Raw genomic sequence first — 14,906 nt, 5'->3', positions numbered from 1 at the left:
TTGCCGGTTTCCGGTAACCGAGATGGCGGCCTGCCTCCTCGCCCCCGTACGCGGTTGTTGTCGAGCGCCAAGTGCCCATCGGGGTTTCGCCGGCGTACCCGGCAGCATCGTTCTCCGGACCGCCCACCGGCGGGTTGCCCAGCCTTTTCGGGGAGACCACGCCCACCGGGCGGCCCGGCATGGCAGCATCACGTCCGGCTTGGGTGAATCGGGGAGGGAATGCCGTGCGGGTGCTGTCGGTGGATCTTGGTACGTCCAACACCGTCGCCGTGCTCTCCGCGCATGGCATGCCTCCGCGCGTGGTCGAGGTGGACGGCTCGGCCACGATGCCGTCGGCGGTGTTCGCCGGTGAGGACGGCACGTTGGTGGTCGGCCGCGACGCCGAACGCCGGGCCCGCCTGGATCCCACCCGGTTCGAGCCCAATCCCAAGCGCCGCGTCGACGAGCAGACCCTGCTGCTCGGTCAGGACGTCGTGCCGGTGAACGAGGCGCTGGCCGCGGTCCTGCGCCGGGTGCTCGACGAGACCACCCGCCAGCTCGGCGGCGAGCACCCCGAAGAGGTCAGGTTGACCCATCCCGCGCAGTGGGGCCCGGTCCGGCGGAACGTCCTGCTGGCCGCCGCGAGGCTGGCCGGGATCCGTGGCAACGTGCTACTGGTGCCCGAGCCGGTCGCGGCCGCCGCGCACTTCGCGTCCTTTCCGGGCCGGGCGCTGGTTCCCGGCCAGGCGCTGGCCGTCTACGACCTCGGGGCGGGCACCTTCGACGTCGCCGTGGTCGGCGCGACCCAGAGCGGGTTCACCGTGCTCGCCGAAGACGGCCTGCCCGACCTCGGTGGCCTTGACGTCGACCAGGCGCTGCTGGTGCATGTCGGCAGGGAGGTCTCGCACCGCGACCCGCAACGCTGGCAGCGGCTGCTTCGCCCCGGGTCCACCGCGGACCGGCGCACCCGCCGCACCCTGCAGGAGGACGTGAGGGCCGCGAAGGAAGCGCTCTCCCGGCATCCGCAGACGGAGGTGCCGATGCCGGAGCCGTTCACCGACGTGCTGGTCACCCGTGCCGAGCTGGAGGCACTGGTACGGCCGGCGATGCTGCGCAGCGTCGAATTGCTGGCGAGGACGGTGCGTGCGGCGGGGCTGACGCCGGATCGGCTCGCCGGCATCTACCTGGTCGGCGGGTCCAGCAGGCTCCCGCTGGTCGGCACGATGATCGCGGAGAACCTCGGCGTGGTGCCGGCCAGCCTCGACCAGCCGGAGACCGCGGTCGCCCTCGGCGCGCACCATGTGAACCGGGACGGCGTCAGTATGCGCACCCAGAACGTGGAAGGCCAGGTCGTGGCCGGCGGCGGGCTCCCCCCGGCCCCCTACGCGGCGCCGCCCGTCGCGCCCGTGCCCGGCCCGTTTCCGCCGCCGCAAGCGTTTCCGGCGCCCTCGAACTTCCCGTTCGTCCCGGTGGCCAGGCCGGCCCGAAGGAGCCGGAGGAAGCTGGTGATCGGCATCGCCGCGGCGGTGGTCGTGCTGCTCGCCGCCGGGGCGGCCTACCTGTTCCGGCCGTCGAGGTCCTCGGCCACCACCTACACGGCGGCGGAGTGCGCCCAGCCGGGGCAGCCCGACACCACAGGGTTCACCGGCTGCCTGCGCCAGCTCGCCGGCCGGATCGCCGACGGGCAGTGCGCCGCGGGCGCGGGCACCGGGGACATCGCGCCGCCTTCCGGGACGAACATCGGCGTGCTGGCCACCTGCTCCGCACCCGCACTGGCCGGTGCGCAGGTGACCTACGTGCACGGGGTGTCGCAGGGCGCGGTCACGGACTACACCGACCGGCTGCTCAGCGTCGTGGGCGGGGACCAGGTGCGGGCCGCCTGGCAGGGCAACGGACTGACCGGCGCCTACTCCTCGGCGTCCGGGACGACCTCCGCGGTTCTGGTGTTCACCGTTTCCGACCGCCCGCTGGCCGGGGTGATCTACCAGAAGCCCGGCAGCGGGCAGATCCCGCTCACCGCGGCCAAGCTGGCCGACTACTTCGAGCGGACCGTCCAGCCGGGTGAGTAGCTATCTCCGGTTGCGGAGATTCCACAGCGCACGCAGGGCGACGACCAGCGCCCCGAGCAGCACCGCGGCGGAGGCCAGGGTCAGCACGGTCGACCCCCAGGCGGGCATGTCCTGTGCGAGCATGTCTTCACGGTACTTCCCCGCGCCGGGCCCGCCACCTCCCTCAACGGACGCGCTGCGCGCGGCTACCCTCCCCGCCCGCCGGCCCACCACCACCCTCAACGGACGCGCTGCGCGCGGCTACCCTGTTTCTGGTGCGTATCACCGTGTTCCGCAGGTTGATGGCCGACGAGTTCGGCCCGGGCCGGGCCGAAGTGCTGGCCAAGGACCACGTCTTCAGCGGGCTGGACGGGCGTACCGTCGAGCAGGCGCTGGCGGCGGGGATCCCCGCGAAGGAGATCTGGCGGGAGGTCTGCCTGGCGTTCGACATCCCGGCCGAGCGCCGGTGAACCCGGGTCGCCGAAAAAGTCCGTCGCCGCGGCGTGTCAGTACTTGCCTCGAACAGGTGTTCGTCTATCGTGTGGGGTACCGGCAGCTCCGGGCCGGTCGGACGCCAGACTCCGGAAATTGTCGTACCCCGCCCGTAGCGTCGGGCCAACAGCTCAAAACCCGTAACAGCCCCCACAGGCTCTGACAGCGAGGTGGATTCCCATGCCCGCAGCACCAGACCGGGACAAGGCGCTCGAGCTTGCCCTGGCCCAGATCGACAAGCAGTACGGCAAAGGTTCGGTGATGCGCCTCGGTGACGAGGGTCGCGCGCCGATCGCGGTCATCCCGACCGGCGCCATCGCCCTCGACATCGCACTCGGTATCGGCGGCCTGCCCCGCGGCCGCATCGTGGAGATCTACGGACCGGAGTCCTCCGGTAAGACCACTGTCGCCCTGCACGCGGTGGCCAACGCGCAGAAGGCGGGCGGTATCGCTGCCTTCATCGACGCCGAGCACGCGCTCGACCCGGAGTACGCCAAGGCGCTCGGCGTGGACACCGACGCGCTGCTGGTCTCCCAGCCGGACACCGGTGAGCAGGCGCTGGAGATCGCGGACATGCTGATCCGCTCCGGCGCGCTGGACATCCTGGTGATCGACTCGGTCGCCGCGCTGGTGCCCCGCGCCGAGATCGAAGGCGAGATGGGCGACTCGCACGTGGGTCTGCAGGCCCGCCTGATGAGCCAGGCGCTGCGTAAGATCACCGGCGCGCTGTCCAATTCCGGCACCACCGCGATCTTCATCAACCAGTTGCGCGAGAAGGTCGGCGTGATGTTCGGCAGCCCCGAGACGACGACCGGTGGCAAGGCGCTGAAGTTCTACGCCTCGGTCCGGTTGGACGTCCGGCGGATCGAGACGCTCAAGGACAGCGGCGAGGCGGTCGGTAACCGCACCCGGGTCAAGGTGGTGAAGAACAAGGTCGCGCCGCCGTTCAAGCAGGCCGAGTTCGACATCCTGTACGGCCAGGGTGTCTCCCGCGAGGGTTCGCTCATTGACATGGGTGTCGACCAGGGCATCCTGCGCAAGTCCGGCGCCTGGTACACCTACGAGGGCGACCAGCTCGGCCAGGGCAAGGAGAACGCGCGAAAGTTCCTGCGCGACAACCCCGACATCGCCAACGAGATCGAGAAACGAATCAAGGAGAAGCTCGGCATCGGGCCGCAGGTGGACTCGGAGGCCGCACCGGCTCCAGTCGACTTCTGATGGCGAAGGTCGATCCGGGGGAGCTTTTTCCGGAAGAGGCGTGGAAGAAGGCCAAGGAGATCTGCTTCGATCTCCTGGCCGCCCGCCCTCACACCAAGGAGGAGCTCCGGCAGGCGCTGCGCCGCAAGGGGTTCGACGAGGAACTCCGGGAAAGCCTGCTGGGCAAACTGGACAACGCGAAACTGGTCGACGACGCGGCATTCGCCGAACAGTGGGTGCGTTCTCGCCACACCTATCAGGGCCTGGCGAAGAGCACGCTCGTCGCCGAGCTCAAGCGCAAGGGCGTCGACGGCGATGTGGCGGTGCGCGCGGCGGGGGAGATCGACCGGGAATCGGAGGAGCAGCGCGCCCGCGAACTGGTGCGTAAGCGGCTCCGCTCGATGACCAGCGTCGACGAGCAAACCGCCATCCGGCGGCTGCTCGGCACGCTCGCTCGCAAGGGCTACCCGCAAGGTCTCGCCTACTCGGTGGTTCGCGACGAGCTCAAGAACGCGGGCGCCGAGTCAACCCTCCTCGACGACTCGGTCCCCGACTGACCGCGTGCAGCGGCAAGACGCCGAAATCTGACCGCGCCACGCCAGAGTTCAGGAGCGCTGGGTTTGAGCGATGATGCGAGAACAACCCGCAGGTGATGATGTCCCCTGTCTTCTTCTCGGCCGCGGGACCACCGTTCCACCAGTTTCGCCAGGGCCGCGGGTTGCACGCCGTCCACCCCTCATTCCTACTCGGTCCGGACGACGACCGCGCCGTCCGGACCGAGCCGTCCGATTCGCGGCGCGCGACCTCGCGGCTCGCGCACCCACCAAGCGCCGGTTTCCCGCCGCTCCCGCCAAGTGGTGTAGCGGTAGCGGAAGAGTTGGGCGCGCACGAAGGTTGGCGGTGAGCCGCCGAAAGGGTCGTGCCTGAGCAGCTTGAGCGTGTGCCGGTCGGCCGTCAGAAGCTTTTCGGTCAGTCCTGGCAGCCAGGATTCGCTGTAGCGCGGGGAAAGCGAGGCGAACCACATCATCCAGTCCAGCCGCAGGTGGTACGGCGCGATCTGAGGTGGCCGTCGGCGCGGGTTCCCCGGCTTGCCCTTGAACTCGTATTCCCGCCACACGGTGTCGGGGGTGATTTCGGGTTCGTCCGTGCCTTCGATGACCACCTCGTGCCGCACTTTCGTGATCGCGCCGAACGCGCCGTAGGTGTTCACGAGGTGCAGCCGGTCGAAGCTGTAGTTCATCAACTGCCGCCGAGAGACCAGGTTCCGCGCGGGCCGGTAGCTGAGCACCAGGAGCAGCACCGTCACGCCGATGACGAGGGCCCGGTGCCAGGTGGGCAGCTCGGCGAGCGGAGGGGGCGCGATCCGGAGCACGCAAGTGTCCAAAGCGGACACCGCAAGCGTGATCGTGAGTACGTTGAGCCAGGAAAAATTCCCGCTGAGTACCAGCCAGCCCTGCGTGACGATCACGCACGCGGCGGCGATTCCGGCGGCAGGCTGCGGGGCGAACAGCACGAACGGCACGACCAGTTGGGTGAAATGGCTCGCCAGCGCCTCGGCCTTGTGCAGTGGCTGGGGCAGATGGTGGAAGTACCAGCTCAGCGGGCCGGGCATGGGTTGGGTCTCGTGGTGGTAGTACAGGCAGGTCAGATCGCGCCAGCAGGCGTCGCCCCGCATCTTGATCATGCCGGCGCCGAACTCGAGCCGGAACAGCAGCCACAGCAGCGACCACAGCACGAGCACCGGTGGCGCGGTGTCGGCGGGTCCGAGGAAGATCGCGAGGAAACCGGTTTCCAGTAGCAGCGATTCCCAGCCGAATCCGTACCAGGTCTGCCCGACGTTGACGATCGACTGGTACAGCACCCACGGCACGGCCCACGCGAGCATGCCCGCCCACACCGGCGTCGAGTCGAACAGCCCGAGCACGAGCGCGGCCGATACCACGGCACCCGCCCAGGCTACGGCGGCGAAGAACCGGTCCGAGTAGTGCAGGTGAAACAGGCTCGGCGCCCGGCGGAACGGCACCCGGTGCAGGAACCTCGGCACCGGCAGGAGGCCGTTCTCGCCGATCAGCGCACGGAACTGGTTCGCCGCGACCAGGAACGCGACGAGGTAGATCGCCGCGAGCATCCGCTGGAACGCGAGCCGGGACGCCCAGTAGTCAGGATCGGTGAACCAGTCCCATCGCACCGTGATCTCCCTGCGGAACGACTGCCCACGAGGTTAGTTCGCCCGCTCGGCCCGCGCATTTCTGTCACCGGTGGCCAGAATCCCGGTGCCGAGGTGGTTGCCCGCCAGCTGGCGGCCACCCGAGGAGATCTCAGCTGAGTGTCGCCGCCTGCCTGGCGAGTTCCTCGATGCGGCCGAAGTCCTTGGCGGCCAAGGTGTCCCTGGGGGCGAGCCAGGTGCCGCCGACGCAGCCGACGTTGGGCAACGCGAGGTAGCCGGATGCCGTTTCCGGCCTGATGCCCCCGGTCGGGCAGAACGTCAGCTGGGGCAGCGGTCCGGCGATGGCCTTGAGGAACGGGATGCCGCCGCTGGGTTCGGCCGGGAAGAACTTGAGTGCGGTGAGCCCGCGCTCGGCCAGCCGCATCGCTTCGGACACCGTGCTCGCTCCGGGGAGGAACGGCAGGCCGGTGGCGAAGGCCGCGTCCAGCACGCGTTCCGTGATGCCGGGGGTGACCAGGAAGGCCGCACCGGCGTCGGCCGCCTGCTTCGCCTGCTCCGGGGTGGTCACCGTGCCCGCGCCGACGACGATGTCCGGCACTTCGGCCGCGACCCGTTCGATCGCGTCGAGGGCGGCGGGCGTGCGTAGGGTGAGCTCGATGACGCGGAGGCCGCCGGCCAGCAGGGCGCGCGCGACAGGCACCGCGTCGTCGGCCTCGTCCACCACCACGACGGGCATGACGGGCGACAGTTCCAGCAACTCGTGCTTCACGCTCAGACTCCTCGTGGATGGAGAACCGCCCGGCCGGCGGCCACGCTATCGCGGTGACGAAACGCTGACCAGCGAAGGCGCGAGGTCGCGTGGACCGGCGAAGGCCGTTCCGAACACGCTCGCGCCCTGGTCGGCCGGACCGACGGCATGGCGCAGGGCGGCGAACAGTTCGCGGCCGGTGCCGGTCCAGTCCGCCTCGCCCGAAGGCGTGTCCCGTGGCAGGCGGGCCGCCAACTCCGCCTCGCTCACCAGCACGTCGAGTGTGCCGCCGTCGGCGTCCAGCTCGATCAGGTCGCCGTCGCTGACCAGCGCGAGCGGGCCGCCGACCGCCGCCTCGGGCGTGAGCTGGATGGCCGCGGGGACCTTGCCCGAGGCACCCGACATGCGGCCGTCGGTGAGCAGCGCGACCCGGTGCCCCCGGTCCATCAGCACACCGAGTGCGGGGGTGAGCCCGTGCAGTTCGGGCATGCCGTTCGCGCGCGGTCCCTGGCCGCGCAGCACCACGACGACGTCCCGGTCGAGTTCGCCGGCACGGAAGGCCGCGTCGAAGGCCCGCTGGCCGGTGAACACGCGGGCGGGCGCGTGGACCACGCGGTGTTGGGGCGCGACGGCGGACACCTTGATCACCGCGCGGCCGAGGTTGCCGGACAGCATGCGCAGTCCACCGTCCGCCGCGAACGGCCTGCCGACCGGCCGCAGGACATCCTCGTCCAGGCTGCGGGTCGGCACGTCGCGCCAGGTCAGGTGGCCTCCGTCGAGCACGGGTTCCTGCCGGTAGCGGTGCAGGCCGTCGCCGGCGACCGTGCGGACGTCGGCGTGCAGCAGCCCGGCGTCGAGCAGGGTGCCCACCAGGAACTGCACGCCGCCGGCCGCATGGAAGTGGTTGATGTCGGCGCTGCCGTTGGGGTAGACGTTCGCCAGCAGCGGCACGATCGCCGAGAGATCCGCGAAGTCGTCCCAGGTCAGTTCGATCCCGGCGGCCGCGGCGATGGCCACCAGATGCATGGTGTGGTTGGTGGATCCGCCGGTCGCCAGCAGGGACACGACCCCGTTGACCACCGACTTCTCGCTGACCACTTCGGCTACCGGGGTGTAGGAATCGTGGGCGAGCGCGACGATCCGGCGCGCGGCCTCTTCGGTCAGCGCACGCCGTAGCGGCGTGCCCGGCGGGACGAAGCTCGCACCCGGCAGGTGTAGGCCCATCACTTCGACGACCAGTTGGTTCGAGTTGGCCGTGCCGTAAAACGTGCAGGTGCCCGGCGAGTGATACGACGCAGCCTCGGCGTCGAGGAGGTTTTCGCGGGTGGCCTTTCCCTCGGCGTAGAGCTGCCGCACGCGGGCCTTCTCCTTGTTCGGTAGCCCGGACGGCATAGGCCCCGCGGGCACGAGGATCGCCGGGAGATGACCGAAGGACAGCGCGCCGATGAGCAGCCCGGGCACGATCTTGTCGCACACACCGAGCAGCAGCGCGCCGTCGAACATCTCGTGGGACAGCGCGATCGCGGTGGCCATCGCGATCACCTCGCGGCTGAACAGCGAGAGCTCCATGCCCGGCCTGCCCTGGGTGATCCCGTCGCACATCGCCGGCACGCCACCGGCGAACTGCGCGACTCCGCCCGCCGCCCGCGTGGCTTCCTTGATCCACGCCGGGTATTCGTCGAACGGCTGGTGTGCCGACAGCAGGTCGTTGTAGGCGGAGACGATCGCGACGCCCGGCTTGCGCAGGCCCCGGATGGCCGGCCGATCGGTCCCGCCGCAGGCCGCGAAGCCGTGCGCGAGGTTGCTGCAACCGAGTCCCGCCCTGGCTGGTCCCGCCGACCGGGCGGCGGCCACGCGCTCCAGGTAGGACGCGCGTGTCGAGGCGCCGCGTTCGGCGACCCGGTGGGTGACTCGCTCGACGACTCGGTGGACTTGGTGCACTTGCTACCGCCTCGGCTGGAAGGAGAAAACGGGTACTCCAGGTGACGGCGGCGGTGGCGTCGTACCGGTGACAATGGCCACATTAGCCGCCCTGATCCAGGAAACAAAATCGATCAAGATGATCGTTTCAGGTGACCTCGATCACGCGACGAACCTGGTGTGTGCTACTTGTCACATCGCACCCGTAGCGGCAGAGTCCGTACCGAGGACTCAGCCGACGAACACCGGAGGTAGGACATGTCCACCACCGCCGAAATCGCGGAGCTTCGACGGGCCATCGGGCAACTGCGGCAGTGTGTCGGCGCGCTGCGGTCCCGCTACGGCGACGCGTCGGCCGTCCGCCGGCTGGTCAACGACGTTGATCGCCTGGACATCGACGCCGGCGACCTGGAGACCCCGATCCCGGCGCAGCAGAAGCCGGTCGACCGCTCGGACATCGTCAAGATCCCGGACGGGCCTTACGACCCGTCGCTGTGGCACGATGCCGACGACGAAGGAGTTGGTGGCTACCACCGTGACCACCGGTGAGCGCGCAGGCCGACAGTGCGGTCGGCCGGGCCTCCGAACGGGCCCGCATCGCTGAGCGCACGCTGCGCACGGACCGGTGGTGGCTGCCGCCGCTGGTCACCACCCTCGGGCTGGCGGCGTTCGTCATCTACGCGACGATCCGCTCCTTCGTGCGTACCGCGTACTGGGTCCCCGAATACCACTACCTGACGCCGTTCTACTCGCCCTGCCTGTCCACTTCGTGTGTGCCGGGTTCGAGTCATTTCGGCACGCCGATCGGTGACCTGCCGGGTTTCGTCCCGCTCGGCTTCGTGGTGCTGCCGTTCCTGCTGGGCTTCCGGCTGACCTGCTACTACTACCGCAAGGCGTACTACCGCTCGGTGTGGTTCTCGCCGCCGGCCTGCGCGGTCGCCGAACCGCACGCGAAATACACCGGGGAAACGCGGCTGCCGCTGATCGTGCAGAACGTGCACCGGTACTTCTTCTACTTCGCGACGATCGTTTCGTTGATCAACACCTACGACGCGATCGTGGCCTTCCACGGCAGGACCGGCGGTTTCGGCTTCGGTCTCGGCAACATCATCCTGCTCGGCAACGTGGTCCTGCTCTGGGCGTACACGCTGTCGTGCCATTCCTGCCGGCACATCACCGGCGGGCGGCTCAAACATTTCTCCCGGCATCCGGTGCGGTACTGGATGTGGACCCAGGTCACGAAACTCAACAACCGGCATATGCAGCTCGCCTGGACCACGCTGGGCACCCTGGTCCTCACCGACCTGTACGTGATGCTCGTGGCCAGCGGCGCCATCGCCGACCCGCGTTTCGTGAATTGACAACCAGGCGGACGAAGGTGGCAACTCGATGACCGAAGTGGAACGGCACAGCTACGACGTGGTGGTGATCGGTGCCGGTGGCGCCGGGTTGCGCGCGGTCATCGAAGCAAGACAGCGCGGGCTGTCCGTCGCGGTGGTGTGCAAGTCGCTGTTCGGCAAGGCGCACACGGTGATGGCCGAGGGTGGGTGCGCCGCGTCGATGGGCAACGCCAATCCGAACGACAACTGGCAGGTGCATTTCCGCGACACCATGCGCGGTGGCAAGTTCCTCAACAACTGGCGTATGGCGGAACTGCACGCCAAAGAGGCGCCGGACCGCGTCTGGGAGCTGGAGACCTACGGCGCGCTCTTCGACCGGACGCCCGACGGCCGGATCAGCCAGCGCAACTTCGGCGGGCACACCTATCCCCGGCTCGCGCATGTCGGCGACCGGACCGGGCTCGAGCTGATCCGCACCATGCAGCAGAAGATCGTTTCGCTGCAGCAGGAGGATTTCGAGCGGTACGGCGACTACGAGGCGAAGCTGAAGGTCTTCGCCGAGTGCACGATCACCGAACTGCTGAAGGATGGCTCGGGTACGGGTGTCCTGGGCAGGCACAGCGGGATCGCCGGTGCCTTCGGCTACTGGCGCGAAAGCGGCCGGTTCATCGTGTTCGAGGCACCGGCCGTGGTGATGGCGACCGGCGGGATCGGCAAGTCGTTCAAGGTCACGTCGAACTCCTGGGAGTACACCGGCGACGGGCACGCGCTCGCGCTGCGGGCGGGCGCGACGCTGATCAACATGGAGTTCGTGCAGTTCCATCCCACCGGCATGGTCTGGCCGCCGAGCGTGAAGGGCATCCTGGTCACCGAGGGCGTGCGCGGTGACGGCGGGGTGCTCAAGGACTCCGACGGCAAGCGGTTCATGTTCGAATACGTGCCCGACGTGTTCAAGGGCCAGTACGCGGACAGTGAGGAGGAGGCCGACCGCTGGTACACCGACCAGGAGAACAACCGGCGCACCCCCGACCTGCTGCCGCGGGACGAGGTGGCCAGGGCGATCAACTCCGAGGTGAAGGCGGGCCGCGGTTCGCCGCACGGCGGCGTGTTCCTCGACATCGCGAGCAGGCTGACCCCGGAGGAGATCCGGAAACGCCTGCCCTCGATGTACCACCAGTTCAAGGAACTGGCTGATGTGGACATCACGGCCGAGCCGATGGAGGTCGGGCCGACCTGTCACTACGTGATGGGCGGGATCGAGGTCGACCCGGACACCGCGTCCTCGGCCGTGCCGGGCCTGTTCGCCGCCGGGGAGTGCTCGGGCGGGATGCACGGGTCCAACCGGCTCGGTGGCAACTCGCTGTCCGACCTGCTGGTGTTCGGCAGGCGCGCCGGGCTCGGTGCGGCGTCCTATGTGGAATCCCTCGGAGCGCGGCCGGCGGTGACGCAGTCCGATGTGGATGCCGCGGCGCGCGCCGCGGTGGTGCCGTTCGAGTCGCCGTCGGAGGGAACCGAGGAGAACCCGTACACGCTGCACGGCGAGCTGCAGCAGTCGATGAACGATCTGGTCGGCATCATCCGCAGGGCCGAGGAGATCGAGCAGGCGCTGGCGAAGCTCGGCGAGCTCAAGAAGCGGATCCGCAACGTCACCGTCGAGGGACACCGGCAGTTCAACCCGGGCTGGCATCTCGCGCTGGATCTGCGGAACATGCTGCTGGTCAGCGAATGCGTGGCGCGGGCGGCCCTGCTGCGGACGGAGAGCCGGGGCGGCCACACCCGGGACGACCACCCCCAGATGGATTCGCACTGGCGCAACCGGCTTCTTGTGTGCAAAGTGGACGGTGACGCGGTCACCGTGACGCCGAAGGACCAGGAGCCGATGCGGCAGGACCTGCTCGAGCTGTTCGAGCTGAGCGAGCTGGAGAAGTACTACACCGACCAGGAGCTGGTGGACCACCCGGGGAGCAAGGCATGAGCTACAAGGCTAACTTCCGGGTGTGGCGCGGCGACGCCGAATCCGGGGAGCTGCGCGACTACACGGTCGAGGTCAACGACGGCGAGGTCGTGCTGGACATCATCCACCGGCTGCAGGCGACGCAGGCCTCGGATCTGGCGGTGCGGTGGAACTGCAAGGCCGGCAAGTGCGGGTCCTGCTCGGCGGAGGTCAACGGACGGCCGCGGCTGCTGTGCATGACCCGGATGTCGATTTTCGAGCCGGACGAGGTCATCACGGTCACCCCGATGCGGACCTTCCCGGTGATCCGCGACCTGGTCACCGACGTGTCCTTCAACTACACGAAGGCGCGCGAGATCCCGTCCTTCACCCCGCCACCCGAGCTCAAGCCCGGCGAGTACCGCATGCGGCAGGTCGACGTGGAGCGCTCACAGGAGTTCCGCAAGTGCATCGAATGCTTCTTGTGCCAGAACACCTGCCACGTGATCCGCGACCACGAGGAGAACAAGGAGCACTTCGCGGGCCCGCGGTACCTGATGCGGATCGCTGAGCTGGAAATGCATCCGCTGGACGTGGCCGACCGGCGGGACGCGGCGCAGGCCGAGCACGGTCTCGGTTACTGCAACATCACGAAGTGCTGTACCGAGGTGTGCCCGGAGCACATCCACATCACCGACAACGCGCTCATCCCGATGAAGGAGCGTGTCGTCGACAAGCGGTACGACCCGATCGTCTGGCTCGGCTCCAAGCTGTTCCGGCGCAAGTAAAAGTAAGGGGAATGCCCTTCCCCACGGCAGGGAAGGGCATTCCGGACGCGGTCAGTTGTTCTGGACGAACTCGGCGGCCAGCGACTCGCCGGTCGAGGTTGCCTTGTCGTGGTTTTCGATCGGGGAAACCGTCGAGTTCTTGAAGCAGATGTAGGTCACGCCCGAGTCGGTGCCGCCGTTGCTCGGGTCGGGGTCGACGCCGAGCGCCTTCGCGGTGGCGTAGGAAGCCTCGCCGATGATGGATGTCGGCCCGGTGTCACCGATGACGGCGTAGACGAGATTTCCGTTGTAGATCACCGCGCACGAGCCGCCGCCCTTGAGGCCGGACGACGAGTATTTCCAGGTGCCGCTGGGGCTCGGCACCACGATGTAGGGCAGCTTGGCCGCGTTCAGCGGCTTCCCGTCGGACTGGTGGAAGGCCGTGTCGGGCTGGAAGCAGCAGTCGGTGTCCTCGTTGCATTGGCTGGTGCGCTGGCCGTCGCAGTCGATGTCCATGTCCGCATGCCAGTAGACCGCGCCGTTGGCGTCGCAGACCGGGATCGTCCTGCCGGTCTCCTCGTCGGTCTTGTACGTGCCGTTGGAGATCTGGTTACACCCCTGGGTCTTGGCCAGGAGTTGGGACGTGGTCGGGCCCGCCGCGGCGGCTTCCGGAGCGAACTGCTGCCCGAACAGCACCGGCAGCATGCCCGCGACCAGCACCAGAACGGCGATCAGGACGTGTTTTCGCATTGCTGGCTCTCCTAGTTAGGAAAGTTTCTTAACTTATTCCGCGAAGCTTCAAAATCCTCCTGATCGGGACAGGCCTCAAGGGTCTGTCCGTTTTTTTCCGACTTTGGTCTTCAGGAGAGCGCGAGTGCGTCCACGGCGGCGGGGGCGAGCAACTCGTCGGCGACCAGGCCCGCGACCCCGGCGAGCGTCGTGTTCGAGCCCAGGGTGCATTCGGCCACGCTGACCCCGTCCAGCGCGCTGGTGTGCGCGTTGGCCAGCACGGCCGCCCGCAGGCCGTCCAGGAACGGCGGCAGCACTCCGATCGCCCCGCCGATCCGTACGTACCGCGGGTTGACGATGGTGACCACGGTAGCGAGCACGGTGCCGACCAGGCGTCCCGCCGCGGCGGTCACGGCCACCGCCTCGCGGTTGCCCGTCCGGACCCGCCGGATGACGTCCTCGGCCGAGCGCACGCCGGTCGGGCGCAGCTTCCGGACCACAGCCTGCCCGCTGGCGATGGCCGAGACGCAGCCGCGGCGGCCACAGTCGCACCGCTGCTCGTTGCCCTCGATCCGGATGTGCCCGATCTCGCCTGCCGACGAGGTCTCACCGCGGTGGATGCGGCCGGAGATGACCATTCCGGCGCCGATCCCGGTGCCCACCTTGACCGCGACCAGTGCCGCGTCCGGCCGCCCGAGATCGCAGTAGGCGCCGAAGGCCAGTGCGTTCGCGTCGTTCTCCAGGAACACCGGGACCGACAGGGCGTCGGAGAACCTGTCCCGCAGCCGGACACCCAGCCACTCGGACATGGTGGGCGGGGCGATCGTGGTGCCCTGGTCGTGGTCGATCTGGCCGGGCACGCTGAGGCCGACGGCGCTCAGGCTGTCCGCGCGTCCGGTCTCCGCCAGCAGCGCGCGCCCGGTGTCCACCAGGAACGACAGCGTCTCCTCCGGCGGATGCCCGTACGGCAGCGGCCGGTGCAGTTGCGCGAACACGTTGCCCCGCAGGTCGACCACCGCGACGGTGCAGTGGCGCTGGCCGACGTCGGCGACCAGTGCGGTGCGGCCCACGTCGTCGGCCGCCAGCATCTCCGCGGGCCGCCCTCCGCTGGAGGCGCGGAAGCCCGTCGGGCGCAGCAGCCGCAGGCGGTGCAGTACGTCCAGCCGCTCGACCAGGGTTGCTCGCGAGAGCCCGGTCCGGTCCTGCAGTTCCTGGCGGGTGAACGGACCTTCCGCGCGCAGCAACGCGAGGATGTGGCCCGCCGAGGCCGGCGAACCGGTGCGTACGCCGGTCACGTTGACAGAACCTCCGGCCGGGACTTATGTTCAAGGACCAGACAGAAGTCTACCGCTTGCTCAGAACTGGAGACGACGAGATGTGCGCGGCCCGCCCGACCGGCAGCGGCCCCACTCGTCGTCCCGTGCGCGGCTTTCCGCACGAGACGGTTTCCGCGCACGGCCACCGTCGACGTCACACACGACCAGGTCGAAGCGTTGTCCCCGGGGGATCGGGACGCGGTGCTGCGGGATGGCCACATAGTCCAATGTGGAGGTTGGGCACCCGGCCGGAGGTCGTCGCCGTGTCCG

At 69.0% G+C, this 14,906-nt stretch carries 14 protein-coding genes; 8 read left to right on the top strand and 6 right to left on the bottom strand.

From position 1 onward, the window contains the following. The first annotated feature begins 224 nt into the window (after positions 1-224). Positions 225-2,048 carry an Hsp70 family protein gene (locus tag VJT49_RS27085; protein ID WP_324167741.1) on the top strand — a complete coding sequence of 608 codons (1,824 nt, stop codon included), beginning with the start codon at positions 225-227 and terminating at the stop codon, positions 2,046-2,048. On the opposite strand, the gene VJT49_RS27080 is transcribed toward VJT49_RS27085, so the two are convergent. Further along, on the bottom strand, positions 2,049-2,171 hold the full coding sequence (locus VJT49_RS27080; RefSeq protein WP_324167740.1) for a hypothetical protein: 123 nt from the start codon (positions 2,169-2,171) through the stop codon (positions 2,049-2,051). It abuts the gene before it with no gap. Between the two features lie 131 nt (positions 2,172-2,302). On the opposite strand from VJT49_RS27080, the gene VJT49_RS27075 reads away from it, so the two are divergent. The 3 genes from VJT49_RS27075 (at position 2,303) to VJT49_RS27065 (ending at position 4,273) form a co-directional block, all read left to right on the top strand. Beyond that, positions 2,303-2,497, top strand: coding sequence for a DUF3046 domain-containing protein (locus tag VJT49_RS27075; RefSeq protein ID WP_324167739.1), 195 nt, complete (start codon positions 2,303-2,305; stop codon positions 2,495-2,497). 202 nt (positions 2,498-2,699) lie between these two features. Continuing rightward, complete coding sequence (gene recA / locus VJT49_RS27070; protein ID WP_324167738.1) at positions 2,700-3,737, top strand: recombinase RecA; 1,038 nt, start codon at positions 2,700-2,702, stop codon at positions 3,735-3,737. Further along, positions 3,737-4,273, top strand: a complete 537-nt coding sequence (locus tag VJT49_RS27065) for a regulatory protein RecX (RefSeq protein ID WP_324167737.1) — start codon at positions 3,737-3,739, stop codon at positions 4,271-4,273. The genes recA and VJT49_RS27065 overlap by 1 nt, the downstream gene beginning before the upstream one ends. Positions 4,274-4,458: 185 nt before the next feature. On the opposite strand, the gene VJT49_RS27060 is transcribed toward VJT49_RS27065, so the two are convergent. From VJT49_RS27060 to edd, 3 genes are all read right to left on the bottom strand, one after another. Next, entirely contained in the window at positions 4,459-5,904 is a 1,446-nt protein-coding gene (locus VJT49_RS27060) for a lipase maturation factor family protein (RefSeq protein WP_324167736.1), read from the bottom strand. A gap of 130 nt (positions 5,905-6,034) precedes the next feature. Further along, positions 6,035-6,658 (bottom strand): bifunctional 4-hydroxy-2-oxoglutarate aldolase/2-dehydro-3-deoxy-phosphogluconate aldolase, encoded by a 624-nt coding sequence (gene eda / locus VJT49_RS27055; protein ID WP_324167788.1) that lies wholly within the window; start codon positions 6,656-6,658, stop codon positions 6,035-6,037. A gap of 39 nt (positions 6,659-6,697) precedes the next feature. Next, complete coding sequence (gene edd / locus VJT49_RS27050; RefSeq protein ID WP_324167735.1) at positions 6,698-8,572, bottom strand: phosphogluconate dehydratase; 1,875 nt, start codon at positions 8,570-8,572, stop codon at positions 6,698-6,700. A gap of 237 nt (positions 8,573-8,809) precedes the next feature. Between edd and VJT49_RS27045 the strand changes: the two genes are divergently transcribed. From VJT49_RS27045 to VJT49_RS27030, 4 genes are read left to right on the top strand one after another with little or no spacing between them, the layout of a single operon-like run. Further along, positions 8,810-9,100 (top strand): hypothetical protein, encoded by a 291-nt coding sequence (locus tag VJT49_RS27045; RefSeq protein ID WP_324167734.1) that lies wholly within the window; start codon positions 8,810-8,812, stop codon positions 9,098-9,100. Then, positions 9,097-9,912 (top strand): hypothetical protein, encoded by an 816-nt coding sequence (locus tag VJT49_RS27040; protein ID WP_324167733.1) that lies wholly within the window; start codon positions 9,097-9,099, stop codon positions 9,910-9,912. The genes VJT49_RS27045 and VJT49_RS27040 overlap by 4 nt, the downstream gene beginning before the upstream one ends. 28 nt (positions 9,913-9,940) lie before the next feature. Then, positions 9,941-11,866, top strand: a complete 1,926-nt coding sequence (locus VJT49_RS27035; RefSeq protein WP_324167732.1) for a fumarate reductase/succinate dehydrogenase flavoprotein subunit — start codon at positions 9,941-9,943, stop codon at positions 11,864-11,866. Then, complete coding sequence (locus VJT49_RS27030) at positions 11,863-12,612, top strand: succinate dehydrogenase/fumarate reductase iron-sulfur subunit (RefSeq protein ID WP_324167731.1); 750 nt, start codon at positions 11,863-11,865, stop codon at positions 12,610-12,612. Before VJT49_RS27035 ends, VJT49_RS27030 begins: the two co-directional genes overlap by 4 nt. Positions 12,613-12,663: 51 nt before the next feature. Here the strand turns inward: VJT49_RS27030 and VJT49_RS27025 are convergent, their stop codons facing one another. Together VJT49_RS27025 and VJT49_RS27020 are read right to left on the bottom strand one after the other, a co-directional pair. Next, positions 12,664-13,341 (bottom strand): glycoside hydrolase family 75 protein, encoded by a 678-nt coding sequence (locus tag VJT49_RS27025; RefSeq protein WP_324167730.1) that lies wholly within the window; start codon positions 13,339-13,341, stop codon positions 12,664-12,666. Between the two features lie 110 nt (positions 13,342-13,451). Further along, positions 13,452-14,615: an ROK family protein gene (locus VJT49_RS27020; RefSeq protein ID WP_324167729.1), complete on the bottom strand. Its 1,164-nt coding sequence runs from the start codon at positions 14,613-14,615 to the stop codon at positions 13,452-13,454. Positions 14,616-14,906: the final 291 nt, after the last annotated feature.

Origin of the sequence: Amycolatopsis sp., from assembly GCF_035276945.1 — a bacterium.
Classification (GTDB): domain Bacteria; phylum Actinomycetota; class Actinomycetes; order Mycobacteriales; family Pseudonocardiaceae; genus Amycolatopsis_E.
The sequence above is the reverse complement of the archived record's forward strand: the minus strand, read 5'-3'. Positions and strand labels throughout refer to the sequence as shown.

Coding starts and splice junctions, on each gene's coding strand:
- VJT49_RS27080 (WP_324167740.1), bottom strand. CDS start 2,171: ATGCTCGCACAGGACATGCCCGCCTGGGGGTCGACCGTGCTGACCCTG.
- recA (WP_324167738.1), top strand. CDS start 2,700: ATGCCCGCAGCACCAGACCGGGACAAGGCGCTCGAGCTTGCCCTGGCC.
- VJT49_RS27065 (WP_324167737.1), top strand. CDS start 3,737: ATGGCGAAGGTCGATCCGGGGGAGCTTTTTCCGGAAGAGGCGTGGAAG.
- VJT49_RS27045 (WP_324167734.1), top strand. CDS start 8,810: ATGTCCACCACCGCCGAAATCGCGGAGCTTCGACGGGCCATCGGGCAA.
- VJT49_RS27035 (WP_324167732.1), top strand. CDS start 9,941: ATGACCGAAGTGGAACGGCACAGCTACGACGTGGTGGTGATCGGTGCC.
- VJT49_RS27030 (WP_324167731.1), top strand. CDS start 11,863: ATGAGCTACAAGGCTAACTTCCGGGTGTGGCGCGGCGACGCCGAATCC.
- VJT49_RS27025 (WP_324167730.1), bottom strand. CDS start 13,341: ATGCGAAAACACGTCCTGATCGCCGTTCTGGTGCTGGTCGCGGGCATG.